Here is a 22,662-nt window from a genome sequence, read left to right as displayed (position 1 = left end):
TCATTCTGCAGCGGCAGCCGCTTTACGTGGTGCACGGCGGCGTGGACGGCGTTTTTTGACACCGGCTTCGGCTGCGGTGGCCTTGGGTTTGCTATTGATCAGGCGCTCGCGTTCTTCGGCTTCGCCATCAATAAAGTCGGTCCACCATTCGCCCAGGTCGGCATCAATTTCACCTGATGCGCAACGTAACAACAGGAAATCGTAACCGGCACGCAGGCGTGGATGTTCCAGCATTTTATAAGGCGTCTTGCCGACCCGTTTTTCAAAGCGTGGTTGCATGGCCCAGATATCGCGCATGTCGGAGCCTATCTTGCGCTGTATTGCCAGGGCATCGGTCTGGGTATTCAGTACATCATCAGCCGCCAGGTGCAGGGCGGGGATGGGGAATTCACCGGCAGCCTTGTAGGCTTCCCATTTTTCCACGACCTGATGCCACAGCAGGGACGCAAACAAAAAGCCGGGTGACACCGGTTTGCCCTGCTGTACGCGCAGGTCGGTATTGGCCAGTGCCAGGGTGACAAATTTTTCACCCAGGGGCTGTTCCAGTACGACATCCAGCAAGGGCATCAGGCCATGATGCAGACCTTCTTTGCGCAGTTGTTGCAGGCAGGCCATGGCATGGCCGCTGGTCAGCAATTTCAGCATTTCATCAAACACGCGCGCTGCCGGCACATTGTTGATGAGCGGGGCCATCACCGGGATCGGTGCACGTGTTGCCGCATCAATGTTGAATTGCAGTTTTGCGGCAAAACGCACGACACGCAGCATGCGCACCGGGTCTTCGCGATAACGCGCTTCCGGCACACCGATGATGCGCAGGGTTTTCTTTTTCACGTCCTTCATGCCGCCGTGATAGTCGAGCACGGTTTGTGTGGCCGGATCGTAATACATGGCGTTGACGGTAAAGTCGCGCCGCGCCGCATCTTCGTGCTGTTCACCAAAGGTATTGTCGCGCAGTACGCGGCCATGTTCATCCTTGGGGGCACCATCGGTGGCAGCGCCACGGAAGGTGGTGACTTCCAGCAGATCCTGGCCAAACATCACGTGCACGATCTGGAAGCGACGGCCTATGATGAAGGCACGACGAAACAGACGTTTCACCTGTTCCGGCGTGGCATTGGTGGCAATGTCAAAGTCCTTGGGTTTGACGCCGGTCAGCAAATCACGTACCGCACCACCGACGACAAAGGCTTTAAAGCCATTTTCTTGCAGGGTCTGGGTGATGCGTATGGCATTCGCAGACACCAGTTGCGGGTCTATGCCGTGGTCTTTGGGACCCAGCACAGTCGGCTTGCTGTTGGCGCTGGCGACATCGCTCTTGTTTTTAACGCCGAGTATTTTGCGAATAAATTTCTTGATCATTGCTTGTCAAACAGGTGAAGTTGAGGCCAACCCTTGGTCTGTGCATAGGCGCGCAGTTTTTCATTGGGGTTGGTGGCGACAGGGTGGCTGACGCGTTCCAGTAGCGGAATATCGTTTTGCGAATCGCTGTAAAAATAACTATGGTTAAAGTCGCTGAGTTGCCTTAGCGGTGTCACTTCCTGCTTTGCCAGCCAGTCCTGCAAATGCACGATCTTGCCAGCACCCGAACTGGGCACGCCCAGCAGTTTGCCGGTGATATTGCCTGCTGCATCCAGTTCCGGTTCGGCAGCCATCAGGTGCTGTACCCCCAAGGCTTTTGCTATCGGTGCGGTAACAAAGCGATTGGTGGCGGTAATGATGGCGATCAGATCATCCTGATCCTGATGCTTTTTGATCAAATCATAGGCTGCTGGCAACAAGACAGGCTGTATGACTTCCTGCATGAATTGTGCATGCAGTTCATCCAGCGTGGTGCGCGGGAATTGTGCCAGCGTACCCAGGGCAAATTCCAGGTATTCCACCGGGTCGAGCGTGCCAGCCTGGTATTGGGCAAAAAAATCGGCATTGCGACGGGCAAATGCATCGGCATCGACGGCACCGGTGCGGCACAGGAACTGTCCCCATTCAAAATCAGAATCGATGGGGATCAGGGTGTGATCAAGATCAAATAAGGCGATATTGCGCATGCTAGTCATGTGTAGAGTCTGGGCCCGGTTGTTGCTGCAACATCAGTTCGCGCAGCAGCGGCAGGGTAATAGGGCGTTTGGTTTCCAGTGAATAATGGTCCAGCTGATCAAGCATATCGGATAAATAACTCATATCGCGCCGATAGTGGGTAATCAGATAGGGTAACACGCCCGCCGACAGTTGTATCCCGCGGGCGTGGGCGGCACGTTCCAGGGCATCGATCTTGTCTTCGTCGGTGAGGCCATGCACCTGATAGATCAGGCCCCAGCCAAAACGGGTGCGCAAGTCGTCACGTACATTCAAAATCATGGGCGGATGATTGCCGGCACCGACCAAAAAACCGCCATGCGCACGGGCTTCATTGAACAGATTGAAGGCTGCGATCTGATTCAGCGGCGGCAACTGGTCACAGTCGTCCAGCAGATACAGGCTGACACCTTCGGTGAAGTCAAAGGCACTTTCCGGTGCATCAGCCGGGATGTAGCGGGCCGAGGCATCATCCGCCAGTGCATGCAGCAAATGGGTCTTGCCGGCACCGGCTTCGCCCCAGATATATACCGAGCGTTCGCCATACTGGCTGGTGATGCGCTGGGCAAACAGGCCCAGCAACTGCGCCAGTTCAGCATTTTGCCCGACCACAAAGGTGGCAAGGGACGGCAATTTCTGCGCGTCCAGATCCAGTAATAATTGCCTCATGTCTGACGATAAAAAGAGCTATTCATGTAAGACACACGCAAGTGCTTGACGGCCACCGAGACGATGGCTGAAGCAGGCAGGGCAATCAGGATGCCGATAAAACCAAACAGTTGCCCGAATGCCATCAAGGCAAAAATCACGGTCAGAGGATGCAAGCCTATGCGCTCACCCACCAGGCGTGGTGTCAGATAAAACGATTCCAGCATTTGGCCTATGCCATAAATGATGGCGACAGAAACCAGGCCACTAAAGCCATCAAATTGCAGGATAGCACCGATCAGCGCCAGTACCAGCCCCAGTCCGTAACCCAGGTAAGGGATAAACACCAGAAAGCCGGTAATGATGCCGACTGGCAGCGCCAGGTCAAAACGGGCAATGCTGAGTGCGACCGAGTAATACACGGCCAGCACGATCATCACCAGGATTTGCCCGCGCAGGTATTGCGCCAGCAATTCATCGACTTCGGCGACTGCACTGGCGGTTTGTTTGACAAAGCGGCGCGGTATGAAATGACTCAGGCGCTTGATCAGGACATGCCAGTCCATCAGCAGATAGAACAGTACGATGGGGATCAGCAATAAATTGGCGACCATACCGAGCAGGGCAGTGCCGCCAACACGTATCGAATTCAGGACGGCTTTACCGATGACATCACCGCTGCTGGCCATCTGTTCCGTCAGTAATGCCTTGATGCCATTGCTGTCGAGACGGACCTTGATGCCAAATTCAGACAACATGGGAGCCAGCATCTGATCCAGCTTGTCAAAGAAACGTGGAATCTGATCCTGGAATTGCGGTACTTCCTTTTGCAGGATAGGTACCATGATCAGGACCATGGCCAGTATTGCCGCAATCAGGACTACGATGATCAGTGTGGCCGCCACCGAGCGCGGCAGGCTGAATTTGCGTATGCGCAGGGCGCACAGCTTGTCCACCCAGGGGGTCAGCACATAGGACAGGATACTGGCGACGATGAAGGGCATCAGCACCGGGCCCAGCAGTGACAGCAGTAACAGCAGGCCAAATGCCAGGGCCAGCCACAGCATGGATTGTTTTTGCTCCGACGTAAAAGAAAATGGCATTTTTATGGCTGGTTAGTAGTCAAAATGTTATCAAATTTGCTGCATGGTCCCAAAAAACAGAGTTTTCGCGGTCAATTTGTTAAAATAGCGGTTTTGCCGGACTTTTCTGGCAATTTCTCTATTTTACCGCCTCCTGCCCCTATTGCCGAATATCATGAGCACTTCTACCCCTGTTTCTCTCTCTTACGCCGACGCTGGTGTCGATATGGTCGCTGGCGACGCCTTGGTTGACGCCATCAAACCTTTTGCCAAACGAACAATGCGCGAAGGTGTCATGGCTGGCATAGGCGGTTTTGGCGCCATGTTTGAAGTCAGCAAAAAATACAAGGAACCTGTCCTGGTTTCCGGCACTGATGGCGTGGGCACCAAGCTGAAACTGGCTTTCCACCTCAACAAGCATGACACCGTGGGCATCGACCTGGTGGCCATGAGTGTCAATGACATTCTGGTGCAGGGGGCGGAACCACTGTTCTTCCTCGACTATTTTGCCTGCGGCAAGCTGGACGTGGCAACCGCCACTGACGTTATCAAGGGCGTGGCCTTTGGTTGCGAACAGGCGGGTTGCGCCCTGATCGGTGGTGAAACCGCCGAAATGCCGTCCATGTATCCTGATGGTGAATATGATCTGGCCGGTTTTGCGGTCGGTGCCGTAGAAAAGTCGAAAATCATTGATGGCAGCAAAATCCAGCCAGGTGACGTGATTTTGGGCCTGGCTTCTTCCGGCATCCATTCCAATGGTTTTTCGCTGGTGCGCAAGATCATCGAAGTCGCCAAACCAGACCTGAGTGCTGATTTCCATGGCCGCAGCCTGGGCGATGCCCTGATGGCTCCTACCCGTATCTACGTTAAACCGCTGCTGGCCCTGATGGAATCGCTGGAAGTCAAAGGCATGGCCCACATCACCGGTGGTGGCCTGGTCGAAAACGTCCCGCGTGTACTGGGTGACAAGCTGACTGCCGTCCTGCACAAAGACGCATGGACATTGCCACCGCTGTTCACCTGGCTGCAACAGCACGGCGGCGTCGCTGATGCAGAAATGCATCGCGTATTCAACTGCGGTATCGGCATGGTGGTGATTGTTGCTGCTGAACTGGCAGACGCTGCCCTGGCCCAGTTGGCCGCAGCCGGTGAAACCGTGTACCGTATTGGTGAAATCCGTGCACGTGCAGGTGATGAGCATCAGACTATCGTAGTTTAAAAACCTGTTCACGATCTTACTGCGCGAGCGCAATGGGAATCCACGCGGGGCTCATGTGCTGCTCAAAATGCTCATGTACTAGAGTACATGAGCATTTTGCGCTGCGCTTAGTCACCCTGACCCCGCTGACGCTCGCTCGCTACAGATCGTAAACAGGTTTTAAGTAGCGACACCCACGTAGTTCATACCGACGCAAGCTGCCAGCCAGCTTGTGCGTTTCTTCTCAATATCCCTGCATACTCCTTCATCTTGCATCCGGCAAGCATGTTTTGCTCGCCAAACAACACCCGCCTGAGAAAAATTCGCTCACTGCAAATCAGCACAAGAACTGGCACGTTTCTTGATATGCTGTTGTAGTACTGTAACCGCGAGACTTGAACATGGCAAAATTTTTCAATGAAATGGCGGCCGAATATGCAGGCACGCCAGGCAACCCCGGCAACAACAGTCACACCCGCGAGCACTATCGCGAATTTTGCAACTGGCTGGCACAGCAGTCTGCCGACAGGCTACAGCGCAAGCGCGCTGAAGCCGACCTCAGCTTCCGTCGTGTTGGCATCACCTTTGCCGTCTATGGCGACGATGCCGGTACCGAGCGCCTGATTCCCTTCGACATTATTCCCAGGATCATTCCTGCGAATGAATGGGCGCAATTGCAAAAAGGCCTGGTGCAGCGGGTACAGGCACTGAACATGTTCATTCATGATATTTATCATGACCAGAAAATCATCAAGGCAGGCATTATTCCTGCCGGACAAATCTACAAAAATGCCCAATACCGGCCAGAAATGCAGGGTATTTCGGTCGCTTCCGATATTTATGCCCATATTGCCGGTGTGGATATCGTGCGCGCCGGTGAAGGTGAGTTTTATGTGCTGGAAGATAATCTGCGCGTACCTTCCGGCGTGTCGTATATGCTGGAAGACCGCAAGATGATGATGCGCCTCTTCCCCGAGCTGTTTGCCCGCAACAAGATTGCCCCGGTTGATCATTATCCCGATATGTTGCTGGACAATTTGCGCTCGGTTGCACCTATGGGGGTGGATGACCCTACGGTAGTGGTCATGACCCCCGGCATGTATAACTCTGCCTATTTTGAACATGCTTTCCTGGCGCAGCAAATGGGCGTGGAACTGGTGGAAGGGCAGGATTTGTTTGTCAATGACAATGCCGTCTTCATGCGCACGACACGGGGCCCCAAGCGGGTCGACGTGATTTATCGTCGTATTGATGATGATTTTCTTGATCCGCTGGCCTTCCGCCCGGATTCTTCGCTAGGTGTCCCTGGCTTGCTGTCAGTCTATCGCGCTGGCAGGGTCACGCTGGCGAATGCCATCGGCACCGGCGTGGCAGATGACAAGTCCATCTATCCTTTTGTCCCGGACATGATCAAGTTTTACCTGTCTGAAGAAGCGATATTGAATAATGTTCCGACTTTCCAGTGCCGCAAACCGGAAGACCTTTCCTACACCCTGGCCAACCTGTCCGAACTGGTGGTCAAGGAAGTACATGGCGCCGGCGGTTACGGCATGCTGGTCGGGCCTGCATCCAGCAAGCAGCAGATAGAAGATTTTCGTCAGCGCCTGCTGGCCAAGCCGGACGGATATATCGCCCAGCCTACGCTGGCATTGTCATCCTGCCCGACCTTTGTAGAAAACGGCATCGCTCCGCGACATATTGATTTGCGTCCTTTTGTCTTGTCGGGCAAGCATATCTCCATGGTGCCGGGTGGTCTGACCCGCGTCGCCCTGCAGGAAGGTTCACTGGTAGTGAATTCTTCACAGGGGGGCGGTACCAAGGATACCTGGATACTGGAAAATTAATCGCCTCATGCACCTTCGCAGCCTTGTGCATAAATGCCGGGTTGCCATTGAATGTTGCAACAGGTTTTGAAGATTGAGGAAAAATACCATGTTAAGCCGCACTGCCGATCACTTGTTCTGGATGGCGCGTTATACCGAACGCGCTGAAAATACCGCACGCATGCTGGATGTCAATATCCAGACATCAATGTTGCCGCAGTCGGCAGAAGATGCAGAACGGGGCTGGCGCGCCATGCTCGGTATCTCTGAATTGCAGTCTGCCTTTGACCATCAGTATGGGATACTGACCAAAAAAGATGTGCTCGATTTCATGGTGAAAGACCCCATGAATCCGTCATCGATTGCCTCCTGCCTGAAAGAAGCGCGCGAAAATGCCCGTGCCGTACGCGGTACCCTGACCACTGAAGTGTGGGAAACCCAGAATGCCACCTGGCTGGACATGCAGGAAAGATTGTCTGACCATGTGCTGGAAAATGATCCCAGCCAGTTTTTTGAATGGGTCAAATACCGCTCCCATCTGTCACGTGGCGTCACCCTGGGTACCATGCTCAAAGATGAAGCCGTGCACTTCATTCGTCTTGGTACCTTCATTGAGCGTGCTGACAATACGGCGCGCATACTGGATGTGAAATTCCATGGTGCGAAAGAAAGCCAGCGTGGCAATGACAGCCTGCAAAGAGAGTTCTATTACTGGGCCGCGCTGTTGCGCTCGGTATCGGGCTTTGAAATATACCGCAAGGTGTATCGCGATGTCATCACCCCTGAACGGGTGGCTGAATTATTGATGTTGCGTGGTGATATGCCGCGTTCGCTGCTGGCCTGCATGGATGAAGTGGTCGCCAACCTGCGTGAAGTGCGCAATGACGTGTCTGCTGATACCGAGCGTTTTGCCGGTAAATTGCATGCAGAACTGAAATTTGCTCACATAGAAGAAATCCTTGCTGCCGGCCTGCATGATACCCTGACCACATTCCTGGAAAACATCTTTGAGCTGGGTAATCGTGTCAGCCGCGACTTCCTGGTTCCGCTGGCAGCTTAAGATCACCTGGAAAATCATGCAACTTATCATTCGTCACGAGACCATTTACCATTACTCTGCACCGCTGACCTATACCATACAGCAGCTACGGCTGACACCGCGTGCCGAGCAACACCAGCATGCGATGTCCTGGCAGATCAGGACGGCCGGGCAGCGCCATGCGTATATTGATGCGTATGGCAATCCTTCACACACGCTGACCATCACTGGCCTGCATCATGAGGTATCCATCATTGCTGAAGGTGTGGTTGAACTGGCCATGCCGTATCAGGGCAGGATTACTGATCAGGACACCTTTTCACCACTGGTATTTACCGTACCTACCCGCCTGACCGAGCCGGTTGCTTCCATTCTTGATTTTGCTGGTAGCCATTTACCCGATCAGGGCAAGACCACAACTGGTGCAATGCTTAATCTGGCGGCGCACATTCGTGGTGCGGTCGAGTACCAGACTGGTGCAACCATTGTCACTACCAGTGCCAGCGATGCCTTGCAATTGGGACGCGGGGTTTGCCAGGACCATGCCCACCTGTTTCTGGCTTGTTGCCATGCGCGCGGCATTCCGGCCCGTTATGTGTCTGGCTATATTGATCCGGAATCGACTAATCATGCCGAGAGCCATGCCTGGGTCGATGCCTGGGTGGAAGATGCAGATTACACCGGCTGGGTCAGTGTGGATGTGACTCACGCCCGCTTGATGACCGATACCTATTGCCGTTTGGCTATCGGTCGCGATTATGATTCGGCGGCTCCGGTGCGTGGTGTCAGGCGCGGCGGCGGGCTGGAGACCATGAGTGTCAACGTAGCTGTGACACAGCGTTGAGCGTGCTATCGCATCAATACAATATGTAAATGCAATGTGACAATACAATAAGCAATACAATAAGCAATTCAATATAAAAAATTTAATTGATTCAGAAACCTTTCCTGATTTACCCCGCATTTGCAGGCATGTGCGCCACATTTTGCAACATGCTGGTGCTTTATCCGGGACAGGATTAAGGTAGAATCCCCACTTCGTTCCACCAAGACTTTGCTCTATGACTTACTGTGTTGGCATGCGGCTTGACGCCGGCCTGGTGTTTCTTTCTGATTCTCGTACCAATGCGGGCGTGGATCAGGTAGGCACTTTCCGTAAAATGTCGGTATTTGAAAACCCGGGCGATCGCACCATGGTGCTGATGAGCGCTGGTAATCTGTCGATCTCGCAATCGATACGACAACTTGTTTCCGAACATATAGATGGCAAAGGTAATACCATCTGGACCGCCCCGAATATGTATGAAGCCGCCCGCATCGTCGGTGAGGCGGTACGTATGGTGCATCATCGCGATGCCCAGGCTTTGTCCGAATTCGGTATCGATTTTAATGTCAGCCTGATTTTCGGTGGACAGATCAAGGGTGAGCGCTGCCGCCTGTTCCAGATTTATTCCGCCGGTAATTTCATTGAATCGCATAATGAAAACACCTATTTCCAGATTGGCGAAGCCAAGTACGGCAAGCCCATCATAGACCGTGTGGTTACCCCCACCACGCCGCTGGATGAAGCCGCAAAATGCGCACTGATTTCCATGGATTCGACACTGCGTTCCAATGTGTCTGTTGGTTTGCCGCTGGATTTGCTGGTATATGAAGACAATAAACTGGCAATCACCCATTTCGTCACCATCGATGAAAAGAACCAGTATTTCCAGATGATACGCAATACCTGGGGCAAGCAATTGAAAAGCGTATTTGAAAGTATCGATGACCCGGTCTGGAATGCCAGCCCCGAGGTCGATAGCAATGTCCTGTCTGCCACCAACATGCATAGCAAGCCCGTGCGCGTGGAAGTGCCGGTGCAGCTGTTGGAAAACCCGCAACCGCCGGGACCTCTGCAATCACTGGCACAACATCCCAACAGTAATACACAGGCCTGAATCGAGACGCCTGAATCAGCAAGCTTGAATCTTGCACCCACAGGTGCAGGTGCAATCAGGCGGCACCTGCTTACCTGATCTGGCTTATTTTGTACTTCCCCCCACCGTCTTGCGAGTAGCCTTGGGTGTACCTGCCTGCTGTCGCCATGCGCAATCTGCAGCATGGTCGTTGACCATGCCTATACCTTGCATATAGGCGTAGATAATGGTGGAGCCAACGAATTTGAAACCACGTTTCGCCAGGTCTTTTGAAATGCGATCCGACAGGGCTGTCGTGATGATGCGTTCGCCATTGTTAAGCAGCGGCTTGCCGTCAATATGGCCCCACAGGTAAGCATCGAGCCCGCCAACTTCTTCACACAGGCGCAGATAGGCCTGTGCATTGGTGATTGCCGCAGCGACTTTCAGACGGTTTCTGACGATGCCGGGGTTGGCCAGTAATTCTGCGACTTTGTCCGGGCCATAGACGGCAATTTTTTTTGCATCCCACTGGTCAAATGCCTGTCTGTAATTTTCTCGCTTGTTCAATATGGTTTCCCAGCTCAGGCCGGCCTGCGCACCTTCCAGGTTCAGCATTTCAAACAGACGTCGTTCATCATGACAGGGCACACCCCATTCATGGTCGTGATAATGCAAGTACAAAGGATTAGAGGGGTTAGCCCAACTGCAACGTGTCGTCATGCTTGGCAATCATAAAATTTGAGATATGATTCTGAAATATTAATTTTTAACAATGTGTTTCAATTTGCTTCGCTATTTTACTTAATTCGTTTAAAGCCTGTTGCAGAATGGTGCTACAGGTGAGCAATAGCAATGATGAAACTTTATCATGGTCCGGATTTATCATGGTCCATATATGCGGGGCGTATTTAGCCCCTGTTAAGAAAATGTGTTCGCAGTACTGTTCATAATCAAACGCAACCCGATTCTGGAATCAACATGTTGAGCTTTAAGCAAAGAAGTAACGCGCTATCTGCCTTGTCGGTCCTTACCCTGACCCTGATATTGGCAGCCTGCGGTGGCCAGGACAGTAAAACTGCTGCTAATTCTGCTACTCCCGCCGCTGCACCGCCAGCGCAGGCAGCACCTGTCAGTGCAGATACCATGGTATTTTCTGGCAAACGTCAGGACTACACGATTACCAAAGTCACGAATTCCGGCATCAGCGGTTTTATCGTCAGTGATACGCGGGCTGGTGGTACAACAGTGACACTGGCCAGCAATATTACAACCATACAGTTTTCTGATTTTCATGTGAACCTGAGCGTTGGTGACAAAGCCAATTCCATTTCCACGACCAGTTTGAATTCTCTGATCGACCTGTATGTCGCCTTCTTTAACCGCGTACCGGACGCGGATGGACTGGCTTACTGGATAGACCAGATGAAGGCAGGCATGTCGGACGACCAGATCGCAGACAGTTTTTATCTGGTTGCCTTGCAGTCACCGGCTTTGACCGGTTATACCAGTGGCATGAGCAATGATGACTTCATCCGCATCATTTACAAAAATGTGCTGGGTAGAAGTGGCAGTACGGCACCGACGGTGCTTGAAATTGATTACTGGTCCAGCCAGTTGACTGCCGGTACTACAAAGGGACATATCGTCAGGGCTATGCTGATCGCCGCACGTGCCTACGTGAATGACCCGACCTGGAGCTGGGTGCCAGCTTTGCTCAATAATAAATTGAATGTCGCCAATTATTTCGCGGTACAGCAGGGCTTGAACTACAACAGCCTGGATGACAACATCAGCAAGACCATGGCCATTGCGGCGGCTGTTACCAGTAGCTCAACCACTGCTGCGCTTGATCTGATCGGTGTCAAGGACAATAACCTGAACCTCGCCAGTACGCTGGCCACACCTGAGAGTCTGGCGAATATCTGTACGGTAGACGGTAAAAAATCCTGGGTGCGTTCACATCTGGATGATGTGTATTTGTGGTATCGCGACATTATTGATGTGCCGCCTGCGCAGTACAGTACGGCAGAAGATTATTTCACGGCATTGCTGGTCAGATCCAAGGACAGGTTCAGTTTTACTTCTGAACAGGGCAGCATAGACAGTTATTTCCAGTCGGGTGAAGATGTCAGCTACGGCTATAGCCTGGTGCGTGAAGGCAGCAAGATACGCGTGCGTTATGTACAGCCCGGGTCACCTGCTGATCAGGCGCAGATCAAACGGGGTACCACGCTGGTCAGCGTCGATAATGCTGCGCTGGGTTCGTACATCAATGATGCGCAATACAATGCCCTGTACCCGTCCAAGTCCGAATCCCATAACTTTCAGGTGCAGGACGGCAGCAGTGCCAGCCGTGCCGTGACCATGACAGCAGTGACGGTGACGACCACGCCGGTGTTGCAAAATCAGGTGTTGAACGTCAATGGCAAGAAGATAGGCTATATGGTGTTTACCGACCATATCCGCACGGCGGAATCACCTCTGGTCAGCAGCATACGCAAGTTCCAGCAAAGCGGGATTGATGATCTGGTGCTGGACCTGCGCTATAACGGTGGTGGCTATCTGTATATAGCCAATGAACTGTCGGCCATGATAGGTGGCAGCAAAGTTACCAACAAGATATTTGAACAACTGCAGTTCAATGACAAGCATGCCGACATGACGGCTGATAATGTGTCCTATTTTTATGACACGGATTCGAATAACCGCTTCCTGCCGACGCTGAACTTGCCACGTGTGTTTGTGATTACCGGCAGCAATACCTGCTCAGCCAGCGAATCCATCATCAATGGCCTGACGCCTTTCATGAAAGTGATACTGATCGGTGATACGACTTGCGGCAAGCCCTATGGTTTTATCCAGACCAATAACTGCAACACGGCGTATTTTGCGATTCAGTTTGCGGGTGTGAATGCACTGGCCAAAGGTGATTACACCAATGGCTTCACGCCGGCGTGTTATGTACCGGATGACTTGAATCATGAGTTGGGCAATGTCAGCGAATATCGTTTGTCTGCTGCGCTGACTTATGCCAGCACCGGTGCCTGCCCAACCCTTGGGGTCAATGGTGTAGCGGGTATTGCCGCACCTCCGCCAGCACAGTTCAGTGCCATCGTCGACAAGGACCCGCGTCCATGGCGCAATATCAAGTTGCTGAAATAGTGCGTGGAGTAAAGACAAGGTAAGGTAAGACAAGACGAGGTAAAAAACAGGGGGTGTACTGATAGAAGTACACCCCCTGTTTTTTTTGTCAGTTATCTGGAACCCATCTCATCCCTACTGATGAAATGAGTTCTGGCTATCTAGATGGCATTCAGCGCCTGTTGCAAATCGTGGCGCAGATCTTCCACATCTTCTATGCCAACGGACAGGCGTACGAAAGAATCAGTGATCCCCAGTATCGCCCTTTGCTCCGCAGGGATGGTGGCATGCGTCATGATGGCCGGGTGTTCGATCAGGCTTTCTACACCGCCCAGACTTTCTGCCAGCGCAAAGACTTCGCAGCGTTCCAGGAAGCGGCGGGCGCCTGCCAGATCGGTATCAAGCTCGACGGAAATGATGCCGCCAAAACCATCCATTTGCTGCTTCGCCAGTTCATGCTGCGGATGACTGGCAAGGCCGGGGTAATACACTTTTCTGACCTTGGGCTGCTGTTCCAGCCACTGTGCCAGGTCCAGTCCGTTGGCATTATGTCTTTCGACACGGATATTCAGCGTCTTGATGCCGCGCAGAGCGAGGAAGCTGTCGAAGGGGCTGGCTATCGCACCGACAGAATTTTGCAGAAAGCCCAGACGCTCGCGCCATTCAGCCTGATGTGCTTCGCCACCGACGATGGCAATACCGCCGATGATGTCAGAATGGCCGTTCAGGTATTTGGTCATGGAATGCACGACAATATCAAAACCCAGTTCCAGCGGACGTTGTACACGCGGGCTGGCAAAAGTATTGTCGGCCACTGCAATGATGCCGCGTTCACGGCAGATGGCAGCAATGCGGCGCAAGTCGGCCAGTTTCAGCATGGGGTTGGTCGGTGTTTCCACCCACACCATTTTGGTGTCTGGCCTTAGTGCAGCCAGCAAGGCTTCCGGTTTGGTCATGTCCACGTAAGTGAAATCCAGGCCGGCGCTGCGTCTGCGCACACGTTCAAACAGGCGATAACTGCCGCCATACATGTCATCGCCAGCAACGATGTGCGCACCACTGTCGGCGATTTCCAGCACGGTGGCGATGGCTGCCAGGCCTGATGCAAAGGCGAATGCCTGGGCGCCGCCTTCCAGATCGGCCACGGCACGTTCCAGTGCCCAGCGGGTAGGATTGTGTGAGCGCCCATAATCCAGCCCCTTGTGCACGCCAGGGCTGTCCTGTACGTAGGTGGAAGTGGCATAAATGGGCGGCATGATGGCGCCGGTAGTCGGGTCCGGGAATTGTCCGGCATGGATGACACGTGTGCCAAAGGCTTGCTGATGTTCAGGTTTCTTGTATTCGGGATAGCTCATGAGAGTGTCCTGCGTAAATGGTTAAGAAGATCGAAACGGGTAATCAGGCCGTGAAAATGTTGATCGGATGCGATGATGGCGACTAGTCCACGATTCAGCGTGGCACGCAATGCGGCTATGCCAGCATGCGGGCTCAGGGTTTCAATCTGGCTGGTCATGGTATCTTGCACCGGGCTGGTGAACAGGGTGGCGTCAGCCGACACTTTCAGCAATACATCTGATTCATCGATGATGCCGATGATCTCGCCATGATGGATGACCGGCAATTGCGAGATATCGGCGCTGCGCATGCGGTTGAAAGCCACCATCAGCGTATCGCTGCTATCAACGCTGATGACGCCGCCATCATCAAAGCGGCGGCCTATGATGTCACGCAGGTCGCCATACATCTGACGTTTCAAAAGCCCCTTGTCTATCATCCAGTTATCGTTATACACCTTGGACAGATAACGTGTCCCGGTGTCGCAGACAAAGGTGACTACACGTTTCGGTGTGGTCTGGGCACGGCAATAGTGCAAGGCCGCTGCCAGCAAGGTGCCGGTGGACGAGCCTGCCAGTATGCCTTCGGCACGCAGCAGTTCACGCGCAGTCCCAAAACTTTCGGTGTCATCAATGGTGTAGGCATGCTTGACTGCCGTCAGGTCGGCAATCGCCGGAATGAAATCTTCGCCTATGCCTTCCACTGCCCATGAACCGCTGACTTCATTGACGTGGCCGGTGTCTATATATTCTGCCAGGATGGACCCTTTAGGGTCTGCAAGGACAAATTCCAGTTCTGGCTGCGCCTGGCGGAAGAAGCGCGTCAGCCCCGTGACCGTGCCGGCAGAGCCGACGCCTACCACGATCGTATCGACATCATGACCGGTCTGTTCCCAGATTTCGGGGCCTGTCGTGGTTTCATGCGCATAGGGGTTGGCCGGGTTGTTGAACTGGTCGGCAAAGAAAGAGCCGGGGATTTCTTTGGCAATACGGGCCGCATAATCCTGGTAATACTCGGGATGGCCCTTGCCGACGTCGGAGCGGGTAATGCGTACTTCTGCCCCCATGGCGCGCAGGTGCAGTATCTTTTCGGTGGACATTTTATCGGGTACCACTAGCACCACGCGATAGCCTTTGGCACGCGCCACCAGCGCCAGACCCAGGCCGGTATTGCCAGCGGTTGCCTCAACCACGGTACCCCCTGCCTGTAGCCTGCCATCGGCTTCTGCTGCATCTATCATGGCCAGGCCGATACGGTCCTTGATGGAACCGCCTGGGTTTTGCGATTCCAGTTTCAGAAACAATTCACACGGTCCGGTATCTAGGCGGGTAAGCTTTACCAGAGGTGTATTGCCAATCAACGCAAGTACTGCGGGATTAGTTGGATGGGTCATTTTTTCTCCAAGCCTGCAATGGCAGATCATGCCGCGCATCTTGTTACGCTTTTGTTAAAGAGGCAGTCATGCTAGCCATGTCTGCTTCCCGGGCTAAGGAATTTTTGCAACTATGCTTATACGAAAAACGAATTCCAGTGACCTGTCAGGGTTTCAGTATAGTCTTTGTGCCAAATCCTGCTGAAAGCCAGAAAACAGGGCAGCGCCATGAAGAAAAAAGCGGAAGGCAGAAAATATAAATGCCGCCCGAAGGCGGCATCAAAAGTGGGGGACTGTGATACGTTAAAACGTGCCCGGTTGGGACGAGCCGCTCTTCTTTTATTATAAACCTGTATAAACTTCTGATACTACTGTCGTTCTTATGCGGATGTGACCTGGTCTTCCTTATGGTGAAAAGGGGCAAACCAGCAGACTGCGAAAGAAGGTACGGTTGCCAGCATGACGAACACAAAATAATTGGTATAGCCCAGCAATTGCTGCAGATGGCCGCTGATGACACCGGTTACCATCATGCACAGTCCCATCAGGCCGGTGCCGAAGGCATAGTGGGTGGTTGTGTATTTGCCCGGGGCCAGTTGCTGCATCAGGTAAATCATGAAGCCGACAGAGCCGAAACCAAAGAAGAATTTTTCGATGGCCACACCGGCGGTAATCAATAGCTGGCTTTCCGGCTGGAAGATACTCATCAGCAGGAAGGTAGCATTCGGTATGTTGACTGCACAGCACAGCAGGAACAGGCTGGGTTTCAAGCCACGTTTTGCGACGAACACGCCACCCAGCAAGGAACCCAGCAGTACCGCAACCAGGCCATACGTGCCATAGATCAGGCCCAGTGATTCATTCGACAGACCCAGTCCGCCTTTGGCAACCGGATCAACCATGAAGAAAGGGCCGATTTTTTCAAGAAAGCCTATACTCAGGCGAAACAGGAAGGCAAATGCCACCATCAGCCAGACATCACGTTTCTGGAAGAAGGTGACGAAAGAATCGCGCAAGATATACACTGCATCGCCGATGCTGGCAGGGGTATTTTCTGCCTTGGCACCATCCGGCATGGTACGCATGTGCCAGAACGCCATCAATGCGGTAATCCCTGCCACGATGAGAAAAATGATGCGCCAGGAATCCATCCATTCAGCACCAAATACCTTGGGATCATGATGGAAGAAATCAGTATGCAGTTTGCCGCTCAGGTACACCAGACCGCCAGCGGCGACGATAGGACCGATATTCCAGCTCAGGCTTTGTATGCCGCAGTACAGGGATTGCGTTTTGCCGTCCAGCGAGGTGACATATACGCCGTCGGCAGCAATATCCTGGGTTGCACCCAGGAATGAAATCAGCCAGAACAGCAGCATCATGATCATCATGTAGCTAGGCAGTGACATAACCAGTGCCACACCGACAAAGCCGGCGGCGATGGCCAGCTCGGTACAGATGACAAAGAATTTCTTGGTCTTGTACATCTCGACAAAAGAAGCAAACAGCGGCTTGATGGTATAGGCCAGGATGAGGTAGCTGGCATATTCGGCAGCCTGGCCATTATCCATGCCCAGATTTTTAAACATGATGGCGGTGACGCTGGTCAGCGTCATATACGTCAGTGCCATGGTGAAATACGTGGTGGGTACCCAGAACAGCGGGGAGGGCTTTCCTGGTGCTGCACGCAGATGGACTTCTGTCTGTGTAATCATAGTGGCGGCTAGGGTGGCGCTACGCTTTGCCTGGCTTGACACCGGGCGGTTGTGCTGTAGCTGTCTGCCCTGATATGGCTCAGCAAACTGCTTCAGCAGGCAACCCAAGAATAGCTGGTCTCGTAATATTTATTATTTGCCTTGCACAATCAAGCTGGCACTGCGGGATCCATTTAAGCGGATATCTGGGGGCAGCATGCCATCTTTATGTTGCAACAGCTTCTTATGAAAAGTTTTCAATAATCATGCCTTGAAAACCTTTTCAAGAAAAAGAATAGCACGAAATTTGAGAATTAAAAACTTTTGTTCATCAGAAGCAGGTATGCAGACACCTTCCTGAGGTAAAGAAAACCCTTGTGTGTGAATGACAAACAGGCTTGCAGCCGGGTTTTATACCTCATTGCATATTGTTGTATGCCGGTTGATTGGCACTGTGCTTAGGTGTGAAATCAGGTATTTATGGATCAGAAGCGTGAAATTGTTTTCACTATTTGCACGCCAATTCATCTGCACTATTCTTTTTCTATTCTTCTTTAACAGATTTTACCCAGACGGATTGTTGACACGGCACAAAGCGGGTGATAAATTCCGTTTAACTTGAAAACGTTTTCAATTTCTTTGCTGTTTACGCTGACTTGGCTGTCGTTTGCGTACATGGTTGATATGGCCTGGAAGTAGAGGCCATATTTTTTGTAGTAAATTGAAAACGTTTTCAGTTTGAGTGGTTTGGTCATTTGCCATGCACTGACGCCCATGCGCAGCATGCATGCAGATGGCACCAGGAATTCTTTCATAAAGCAGGCGCAGGAGGGCAGGGTGGTTGACTTGCCAGGTCGCCGCTATGCAGCACTTCCTGAGAATAATAAATAAAACCGGAGTACGGTCTATAGGCTGGCATCCGGATTAATCCAACCCTACAAATGAATACTATGAATAATTCGTCAGCATCACTTGTGTTTTCACCGGCTTTTACCTGGGGCGTGGCTACCAGCGCCTATCAGATTGAAGGCGGCGCAGCTGCCGATGGGCGCGGCCCATCCATCTGGGACACGTTTACCCATACGCCAGGCAAGGTCATTGACGGCAGCACCGGTGACGTGGCCTGCGATCACTATCATCGCTACGCCGAAGATGTGGACATCATTGCCTCGTTGGCGGTAGATTCCTACCGGTTCTCCATTTCCTGGTCACGGGTGCAGCCATTGGGATACGGAGCCTGGAACGAAGCAGGTTTTGATTTCTATTCAAACCTGTTGGGCAAGCTGGAAGAAAAAAACATCAAGGCCCATATCACTCTGTATCATTGGGATCTGCCACAAGGCTTGCAGGACAAAGGTGGCTGGCTGAACCGCGAAACCACGCTGCGCTTTGCCGAATATGCTGCCGAAGTGGCGCGGCGTTTTGGCAAGCGTGTGGCTACCATTGCAACGCATAATGAGCCGTGGTGTACGGCCAATCTTGGCTATGGCAATGCCCAGTTTGCGCCAGGGGTTGCCGATACCGTGCAGGCCTTGCAGGTATCCCATCATCTGTTGTTGTCGCATGGCCTGGCCATGCAAGCCATGCGTGCAGTGAACAGTCCGGCGCGCCTTGGCATCGTTCTGAATCAGTGGCCAGCCACACCAGCCACCGACAGTGCGGAAGATATTGCTGCCGCTGAATGGGAATATGCACGTTCGGTGCAATGGTTCATGGACCCGATATTCAAGGGACGTTATCCGCAGAAAGCGCTGGACCGTATGGACATGGCGCAATTCCAGGTGCATCCGGAAGATATGCAGATTATCCGCCAGCCACTGGATTTTCTGGGAGTGAATTATTATTTCCGTGCCTTTGTCAGTACCGAAAATCCACCCCGGCAGCCAGAGGGAAAACTGGGCTTCTCCGACATGGGTTGGGAGATTTATCCTTCCGGTCTGACCGATCTTTTGCTGCAGTTAAAGGCAGAATATCCAGACTTGCCGGCGGTTTATATCACTGAAAACGGAATGGCCGTTGCCGATCAGATCGTTGATGGAAAAATCAATGACCAGGCGCGCATCAACTATGTGCAATGGCATCTGGAAGCCGTGCAGGCCGCGATTGCGGGCGGGGTCAATGTGCAGGGTTATTTTTACTGGAGTCTGCTGGACAATTTCGAATGGAATTCAGGCTATGAAAAGCGCTTTGGCCTGGTGCATGTTGACTATGCCACGCAAAAACGCACCCTGAAAGAAAGTGCTTACTGGTACCGTAATTTCATTCGCTCACAGACTGCAGCTTAGGCCATATCAGTCAAAGGTAGCAGCCTTAACTATGCCTGATCCGGTGTGTGCCGGATCAGGCATTTTCATTTGTATATCCCGCAACCTTTCAGTACATCACCGACACGTTCAATGCCGGTTGACCTGGCTTCCAGTTCCTTGGTATTGAGATTGGGCCATTTATAGTCTGCCCACTCATGGACAGTCTTGCTGTTGGTTATAAATAGGGGTGAGTACGAACAAGATGATTTGAGATGTCGTGCAAGGCGTAAGGTGTGTACCATGCGCAACTAAGGCTGACGCCTTGGCAAACGCATCTCGCCCCTATTAATGAAAGGAGTTCTATATAGGATTTCTCTTTGCCATTGGCTTTCAGGTACGCCACCGCTTTTTCACGAGGGCGATGGCGTCGTTTGCAGTGCCCTGTCTGCTGCCATGAGTGCCTTGCTGAATTCCGCTAAAGATAATCCGGGAGTCGCCAGTGTTATTTCGATCAATTGCCTATGCATCTTTCCATGCAAAAACCCCCGGTCACTTGCGTGAACCGGGGGTTTTATCTGCTTGCGCTGAATGGATGGTGCTTATTTAGAAATCGATACCAACATTCACACCAACTGTACGCGGTGGCAGGTATTGTGCCTGCCATGGTCCATTGGCATTCAAAGCACTGGTCTTGATTTTATTGTCAGTAACATTGCGGACAAAGAAATCAGCATACCAGGCAGTTTTGCCTGTGGATTGATAACGCATGCCGAGGTCGGCACGGGCATAGGCTTCCTGCTTGTCGCCGTCACCATAGTTGAACACACTCAGCCAGGTATCTGTTTCGTAATGCAGACTCAGACGTGGTGTCAATGTGCCTTCATTCAGATGAAAGGTATGCTGATACATGACCTGTGCAGAAAACTTTGGTGTATGTGGCATGGTGTTGCCTGACACGTCCAGACAGTTGCTGATACCAGGGATCTTGCAGGCTGGCAGGGCATAGTCGTTCGAACCACCAATCAAATTACCCAGCGTTGCCTTGGCAATGGCAATGGTGATTTGCAGCTTGTCGTCTTTGCTCAGCTTGGCGGCCAGCTCGGATTCAAAACCGTACACAGTAGCGCCGTCAGCATTCGATGTTTGCAGACCACGAGTGCCATCAGGTGCCGTGACTGGTGCGCTGAACTGGAAGTCCTTGAACTTGCCATAGTACAGTGCATTGTTCAGCCTGACTGTGCCACCCAGCAGGGTGCTCTTGGTACCGACTTCAAAGTTGGTCAGTGTTTCAGGACCGTAGGTTTTACCACCATCTTGCAGACCGCCCGATTTATAGCCGGTAGAGATGCTGCCATAGATCATGTTGTCTTTGTCGATATCATGCGAGATGCGCAACAGGCCTGTCATCTTGCTGCCGCTGTAGCTGCCATCATTGAACGAATAGGCGGCAAAGTTGGATGTCGCCGAAGCCGGATCCACATTCGGGGTAATGGCAGACTGGCTCAGTTCCGGTTTATTGGAAAAGCCGTAGCCGCGACCACCGACGTTAGTCCGTTTGTCAGAGGTGAAACGCAGACCGCCAGTGATATGGGTGTCACTGCTGGCATTCCAGGTTGCCTGACCAAAAGCCGCAGCAGTTTCCACTGTTTCTTTTGGCTGGATAAAGGAACCCTGCCAGCCCACTGTGCCTTGATAGGTAGCGTTCAGGATAGGAATATCAAAACGGATATCATTGGTTTCAGAACCATAATACAAACCCAGTTGCCAGTCGATATCACGCGCACCTATGGATTGCAGCTCGACTTCATGGCTGAAGTTTTTGTAATTGGATGAGACTGTATTGTTGGCCTGCATGTTGCCGCCAGTAGTGAAACTGGTTGGCAAGGTGGCGCCACCATCCTGGTCGAAACGGGAAGAACCACTGAACTTGGAATAACCGCCGATGTAAGTCAGTTGCATGGACTTGTCGATGGCGTATTCGATTCTGCCGCGAATGGAATCGGTGTCACGTTTCAGGAAAGGCGCGGTATCAATCAGCGCTGACCACTGGCTTTGTCCTGCGCGCGGATTTTGCAGCAGGTTCATCGATGGCGTGCCACGGTCCACGAATTTTTCATAGGACAGGTCTATCTTTGTAGCAGCATTCGGTTTCCACAACATGCTGATACGGGCGGCGCTTTGATCCTGCGCACTGTATTTAGGTCCGTCCTGTGTAAACAGCGCGTAGTTGATAGGCTGGAATGGTACGACAGTGCCACCGTTTTTAAGGTAAGTGGCAAATGCTGCTTTCTGGCTGTCAAGGGACAGGGTAGGCGGTGTCTGGAAATCGACATAGCCATCATGTTTTTCATGGACGAAGGCAAAGCGCAAAGCGAATTCACTGCTGACCGGTACGTTGAAGGCGCCGCGTGTACCAATGCGGTTGTAGCTGCCTACACCACCTTCAAAATTGCCGGAACTGTCACCGATCTTGGCCTTGGCCGTTTGCATATTGACCGCACCCACTGTGGCATTGCGACCCCACAAGGTACCTTGTGGGCCACGCAGAACTTCTATGCCTTCCAGATCAAACAGCAGGGAAGTCGCACCTTCAGGACGAGGTGCATAAATACCGTCGATGAACAAGGCGACTTCAGGGTCGGCGTATTCTGTTTTGGCGCTATCGTTACCAATGCCGCGCATGGTCATGGTGATGACGCCATGGTCACCCTGGCCGGTGGCCTGGAAACCAGGCACCAGGTTGACGACGTCCTGGACGGTTTGTACGTGTGCATCTTCCAGTGTTTCGGCGTTGATGGCGGTGATGGCCACTGGTGTGCGCTGCAATGACGTGGCACGTTTGGTACCGGTCACAATCACTTCAGAAATGGTGGCGCTTTCTTTGGCGGCTTTTGCCTGGGCTTGAGCGGAAGTTTGTTCTTGTGCCTGAACGCTGCCCATGCTGGCGAGCAGGGAAAAAATGGCGAGCTGGATGGGAGTGCACGCGGCTTTCCGCGGCACGAATGTGCTGATTTTCATATGTCTCCTGTTACACGGTTAGATTTATTGGCTTATTAAACCATTACGTCTTTATGTGAAAACGTTTTCTTATATATGTTTTGCGATTT

The 22,662-nt window shown here is 52.4% G+C and carries 17 protein-coding genes; 7 read left to right on the top strand and 10 right to left on the bottom strand.

Annotated features, from left to right (window positions below; genetic code table 11):
- From pcnB to H8L32_RS20675, 4 genes are read right to left on the bottom strand one after another with little or no spacing between them, the layout of a single operon-like run.
- Positions 1–1,362 (bottom strand): polynucleotide adenylyltransferase PcnB, encoded by a 1,362-nt coding sequence (gene pcnB, locus H8L32_RS20690; RefSeq protein ID WP_186949163.1) that lies wholly within the window; start codon positions 1,360–1,362, stop codon positions 1–3.
- Complete coding sequence (locus H8L32_RS20685) at positions 1,359–2,048, bottom strand: histidinol-phosphatase (RefSeq protein WP_186949259.1); 690 nt, start codon at positions 2,046–2,048, stop codon at positions 1,359–1,361. The genes pcnB and H8L32_RS20685 overlap by 4 nt, the downstream gene beginning before the upstream one ends.
- 1 nt (position 2,049) lies before the next feature.
- A complete protein-coding gene (gene hda / locus H8L32_RS20680; RefSeq protein ID WP_186949162.1) occupies positions 2,050–2,745 on the bottom strand; it encodes a DnaA regulatory inactivator Hda in 696 nt (231 codons plus the stop codon).
- Complete coding sequence (locus H8L32_RS20675) at positions 2,742–3,827, bottom strand: AI-2E family transporter (RefSeq protein ID WP_186949161.1); 1,086 nt, start codon at positions 3,825–3,827, stop codon at positions 2,742–2,744. The genes hda and H8L32_RS20675 overlap by 4 nt, the downstream gene beginning before the upstream one ends.
- A gap of 154 nt (positions 3,828–3,981) precedes the next feature.
- Here H8L32_RS20675 and purM point away from each other — a divergent pair, with 154 nt between their 5' ends.
- From purM to H8L32_RS20650, 5 genes are all read left to right on the top strand, one after another.
- A complete protein-coding gene (gene purM, locus H8L32_RS20670) occupies positions 3,982–5,025 on the top strand; it encodes a phosphoribosylformylglycinamidine cyclo-ligase (protein WP_186949160.1) in 1,044 nt (347 codons plus the stop codon).
- 380 nt (positions 5,026–5,405) lie between these two features.
- Positions 5,406–6,848, top strand: a complete 1,443-nt coding sequence (locus H8L32_RS20665) for a circularly permuted type 2 ATP-grasp protein (RefSeq protein WP_186949159.1) — start codon at positions 5,406–5,408, stop codon at positions 6,846–6,848.
- 88 nt (positions 6,849–6,936) lie between these two features.
- Entirely contained in the window at positions 6,937–7,887 is a 951-nt protein-coding gene (locus H8L32_RS20660) for an alpha-E domain-containing protein (protein WP_186949158.1), read from the top strand.
- 16 nt (positions 7,888–7,903) lie between these two features.
- Positions 7,904–8,710 carry a transglutaminase family protein gene (locus H8L32_RS20655; protein ID WP_186949157.1) on the top strand — a complete coding sequence of 269 codons (807 nt, stop codon included), beginning with the start codon at positions 7,904–7,906 and terminating at the stop codon, positions 8,708–8,710.
- Positions 8,711–8,927: 217 nt separating this feature from the next.
- Positions 8,928–9,806, top strand: coding sequence for a proteasome-type protease (locus H8L32_RS20650; RefSeq protein WP_186949156.1), 879 nt, complete (start codon positions 8,928–8,930; stop codon positions 9,804–9,806).
- A gap of 84 nt (positions 9,807–9,890) precedes the next feature.
- Here H8L32_RS20650 and H8L32_RS20645 read toward each other — a convergent pair whose 3' ends face one another.
- The gene (locus H8L32_RS20645) at positions 9,891–10,487 is read right to left on the bottom strand and encodes a DNA-3-methyladenine glycosylase I (RefSeq protein ID WP_186949155.1); all 597 of its coding nucleotides are present in this window, start codon (positions 10,485–10,487) and stop codon (positions 9,891–9,893) included.
- 258 nt (positions 10,488–10,745) lie between these two features.
- Between H8L32_RS20645 and H8L32_RS20640 the strand changes: the two genes are divergently transcribed.
- On the top strand, positions 10,746–12,929 hold the full coding sequence (locus H8L32_RS20640; RefSeq protein ID WP_186949154.1) for a DUF4214 domain-containing protein: 2,184 nt from the start codon (positions 10,746–10,748) through the stop codon (positions 12,927–12,929).
- 140 nt (positions 12,930–13,069) lie between these two features.
- Here the strand turns inward: H8L32_RS20640 and H8L32_RS20635 are convergent, their stop codons facing one another.
- The 4 genes from H8L32_RS20635 to H8L32_RS20620 form a co-directional block, all read right to left on the bottom strand.
- Complete coding sequence (locus H8L32_RS20635; protein ID WP_186949153.1) at positions 13,070–14,263, bottom strand: trans-sulfuration enzyme family protein; 1,194 nt, start codon at positions 14,261–14,263, stop codon at positions 13,070–13,072.
- Positions 14,260–15,636: a pyridoxal-phosphate dependent enzyme gene (locus tag H8L32_RS20630; RefSeq protein ID WP_186949152.1), complete on the bottom strand. Its 1,377-nt coding sequence runs from the start codon at positions 15,634–15,636 to the stop codon at positions 14,260–14,262. The genes H8L32_RS20635 and H8L32_RS20630 overlap by 4 nt, the downstream gene beginning before the upstream one ends.
- 359 nt (positions 15,637–15,995) lie before the next feature.
- Entirely contained in the window at positions 15,996–17,330 is a 1,335-nt protein-coding gene (locus tag H8L32_RS20625) for an MFS transporter (RefSeq protein WP_186949151.1), read from the bottom strand.
- Positions 17,331–17,863: 533 nt separating this feature from the next.
- Positions 17,864–18,124 carry a hypothetical protein gene (locus tag H8L32_RS20620; protein ID WP_186949150.1) on the bottom strand — a complete coding sequence of 87 codons (261 nt, stop codon included), beginning with the start codon at positions 18,122–18,124 and terminating at the stop codon, positions 17,864–17,866.
- Between the two features lie 126 nt (positions 18,125–18,250).
- On the opposite strand from H8L32_RS20620, the gene H8L32_RS20615 reads away from it, so the two are divergent.
- Positions 18,251–19,594 (top strand): GH1 family beta-glucosidase, encoded by a 1,344-nt coding sequence (locus H8L32_RS20615; RefSeq protein WP_222619437.1) that lies wholly within the window; start codon positions 18,251–18,253, stop codon positions 19,592–19,594.
- 564 nt (positions 19,595–20,158) lie between these two features.
- Here the strand turns inward: H8L32_RS20615 and H8L32_RS20610 are convergent.
- Positions 20,159–22,573 carry a TonB-dependent receptor gene (locus tag H8L32_RS20610; protein WP_186949148.1) on the bottom strand — a complete coding sequence of 805 codons (2,415 nt, stop codon included), beginning with the start codon at positions 22,571–22,573 and terminating at the stop codon, positions 20,159–20,161.
- Positions 22,574–22,662: the final 89 nt, after the last annotated feature.

This window comes from Undibacterium hunanense, assembly GCF_014284335.1.
Classification (GTDB): Bacteria; Pseudomonadota; Gammaproteobacteria; order Burkholderiales; family Burkholderiaceae_D; genus Undibacterium; species Undibacterium hunanense.
The sequence above is the reverse complement of the archived record's forward strand: the minus strand, read 5'-3'. Positions and strand labels throughout refer to the sequence as shown.

What these genes read in the sequence shown, in the direction of transcription:
- pcnB (WP_186949163.1), bottom strand. Translation starts at nt 1,362, where the DNA reads ATGATCAAGAAATTTATTCGCAAAATACTCGGCGTTAAAAACAAGAGC.
- H8L32_RS20685 (WP_186949259.1), bottom strand. Translation starts at nt 2,048, where the DNA reads ATGCGCAATATCGCCTTATTTGATCTTGATCACACCCTGATCCCCATC.
- hda (WP_186949162.1), bottom strand. Translation starts at nt 2,745, where the DNA reads ATGAGGCAATTATTACTGGATCTGGACGCGCAGAAATTGCCGTCCCTT.
- H8L32_RS20675 (WP_186949161.1), bottom strand. Translation starts at nt 3,827, where the DNA reads ATGCCATTTTCTTTTACGTCGGAGCAAAAACAATCCATGCTGTGGCTG.
- purM (WP_186949160.1), top strand. Translation starts at nt 3,982, where the DNA reads ATGAGCACTTCTACCCCTGTTTCTCTCTCTTACGCCGACGCTGGTGTC.
- H8L32_RS20665 (WP_186949159.1), top strand. Translation starts at nt 5,406, where the DNA reads ATGGCAAAATTTTTCAATGAAATGGCGGCCGAATATGCAGGCACGCCA.
- H8L32_RS20660 (WP_186949158.1), top strand. Translation starts at nt 6,937, where the DNA reads ATGTTAAGCCGCACTGCCGATCACTTGTTCTGGATGGCGCGTTATACC.
- H8L32_RS20655 (WP_186949157.1), top strand. Translation starts at nt 7,904, where the DNA reads ATGCAACTTATCATTCGTCACGAGACCATTTACCATTACTCTGCACCG.
- H8L32_RS20650 (WP_186949156.1), top strand. Translation starts at nt 8,928, where the DNA reads ATGACTTACTGTGTTGGCATGCGGCTTGACGCCGGCCTGGTGTTTCTT.
- H8L32_RS20645 (WP_186949155.1), bottom strand. Translation starts at nt 10,487, where the DNA reads ATGACGACACGTTGCAGTTGGGCTAACCCCTCTAATCCTTTGTACTTG.
- H8L32_RS20640 (WP_186949154.1), top strand. Translation starts at nt 10,746, where the DNA reads ATGTTGAGCTTTAAGCAAAGAAGTAACGCGCTATCTGCCTTGTCGGTC.
- H8L32_RS20635 (WP_186949153.1), bottom strand. Translation starts at nt 14,263, where the DNA reads ATGAGCTATCCCGAATACAAGAAACCTGAACATCAGCAAGCCTTTGGC.
- H8L32_RS20630 (WP_186949152.1), bottom strand. Translation starts at nt 15,636, where the DNA reads ATGACCCATCCAACTAATCCCGCAGTACTTGCGTTGATTGGCAATACA.
- H8L32_RS20625 (WP_186949151.1), bottom strand. Translation starts at nt 17,330, where the DNA reads ATGATTACACAGACAGAAGTCCATCTGCGTGCAGCACCAGGAAAGCCC.
- H8L32_RS20620 (WP_186949150.1), bottom strand. Translation starts at nt 18,124, where the DNA reads ATGAAAGAATTCCTGGTGCCATCTGCATGCATGCTGCGCATGGGCGTC.
- H8L32_RS20615 (WP_222619437.1), top strand. Translation starts at nt 18,251, where the DNA reads ATGAATACTATGAATAATTCGTCAGCATCACTTGTGTTTTCACCGGCT.
- H8L32_RS20610 (WP_186949148.1), bottom strand. Translation starts at nt 22,573, where the DNA reads ATGAAAATCAGCACATTCGTGCCGCGGAAAGCCGCGTGCACTCCCATC.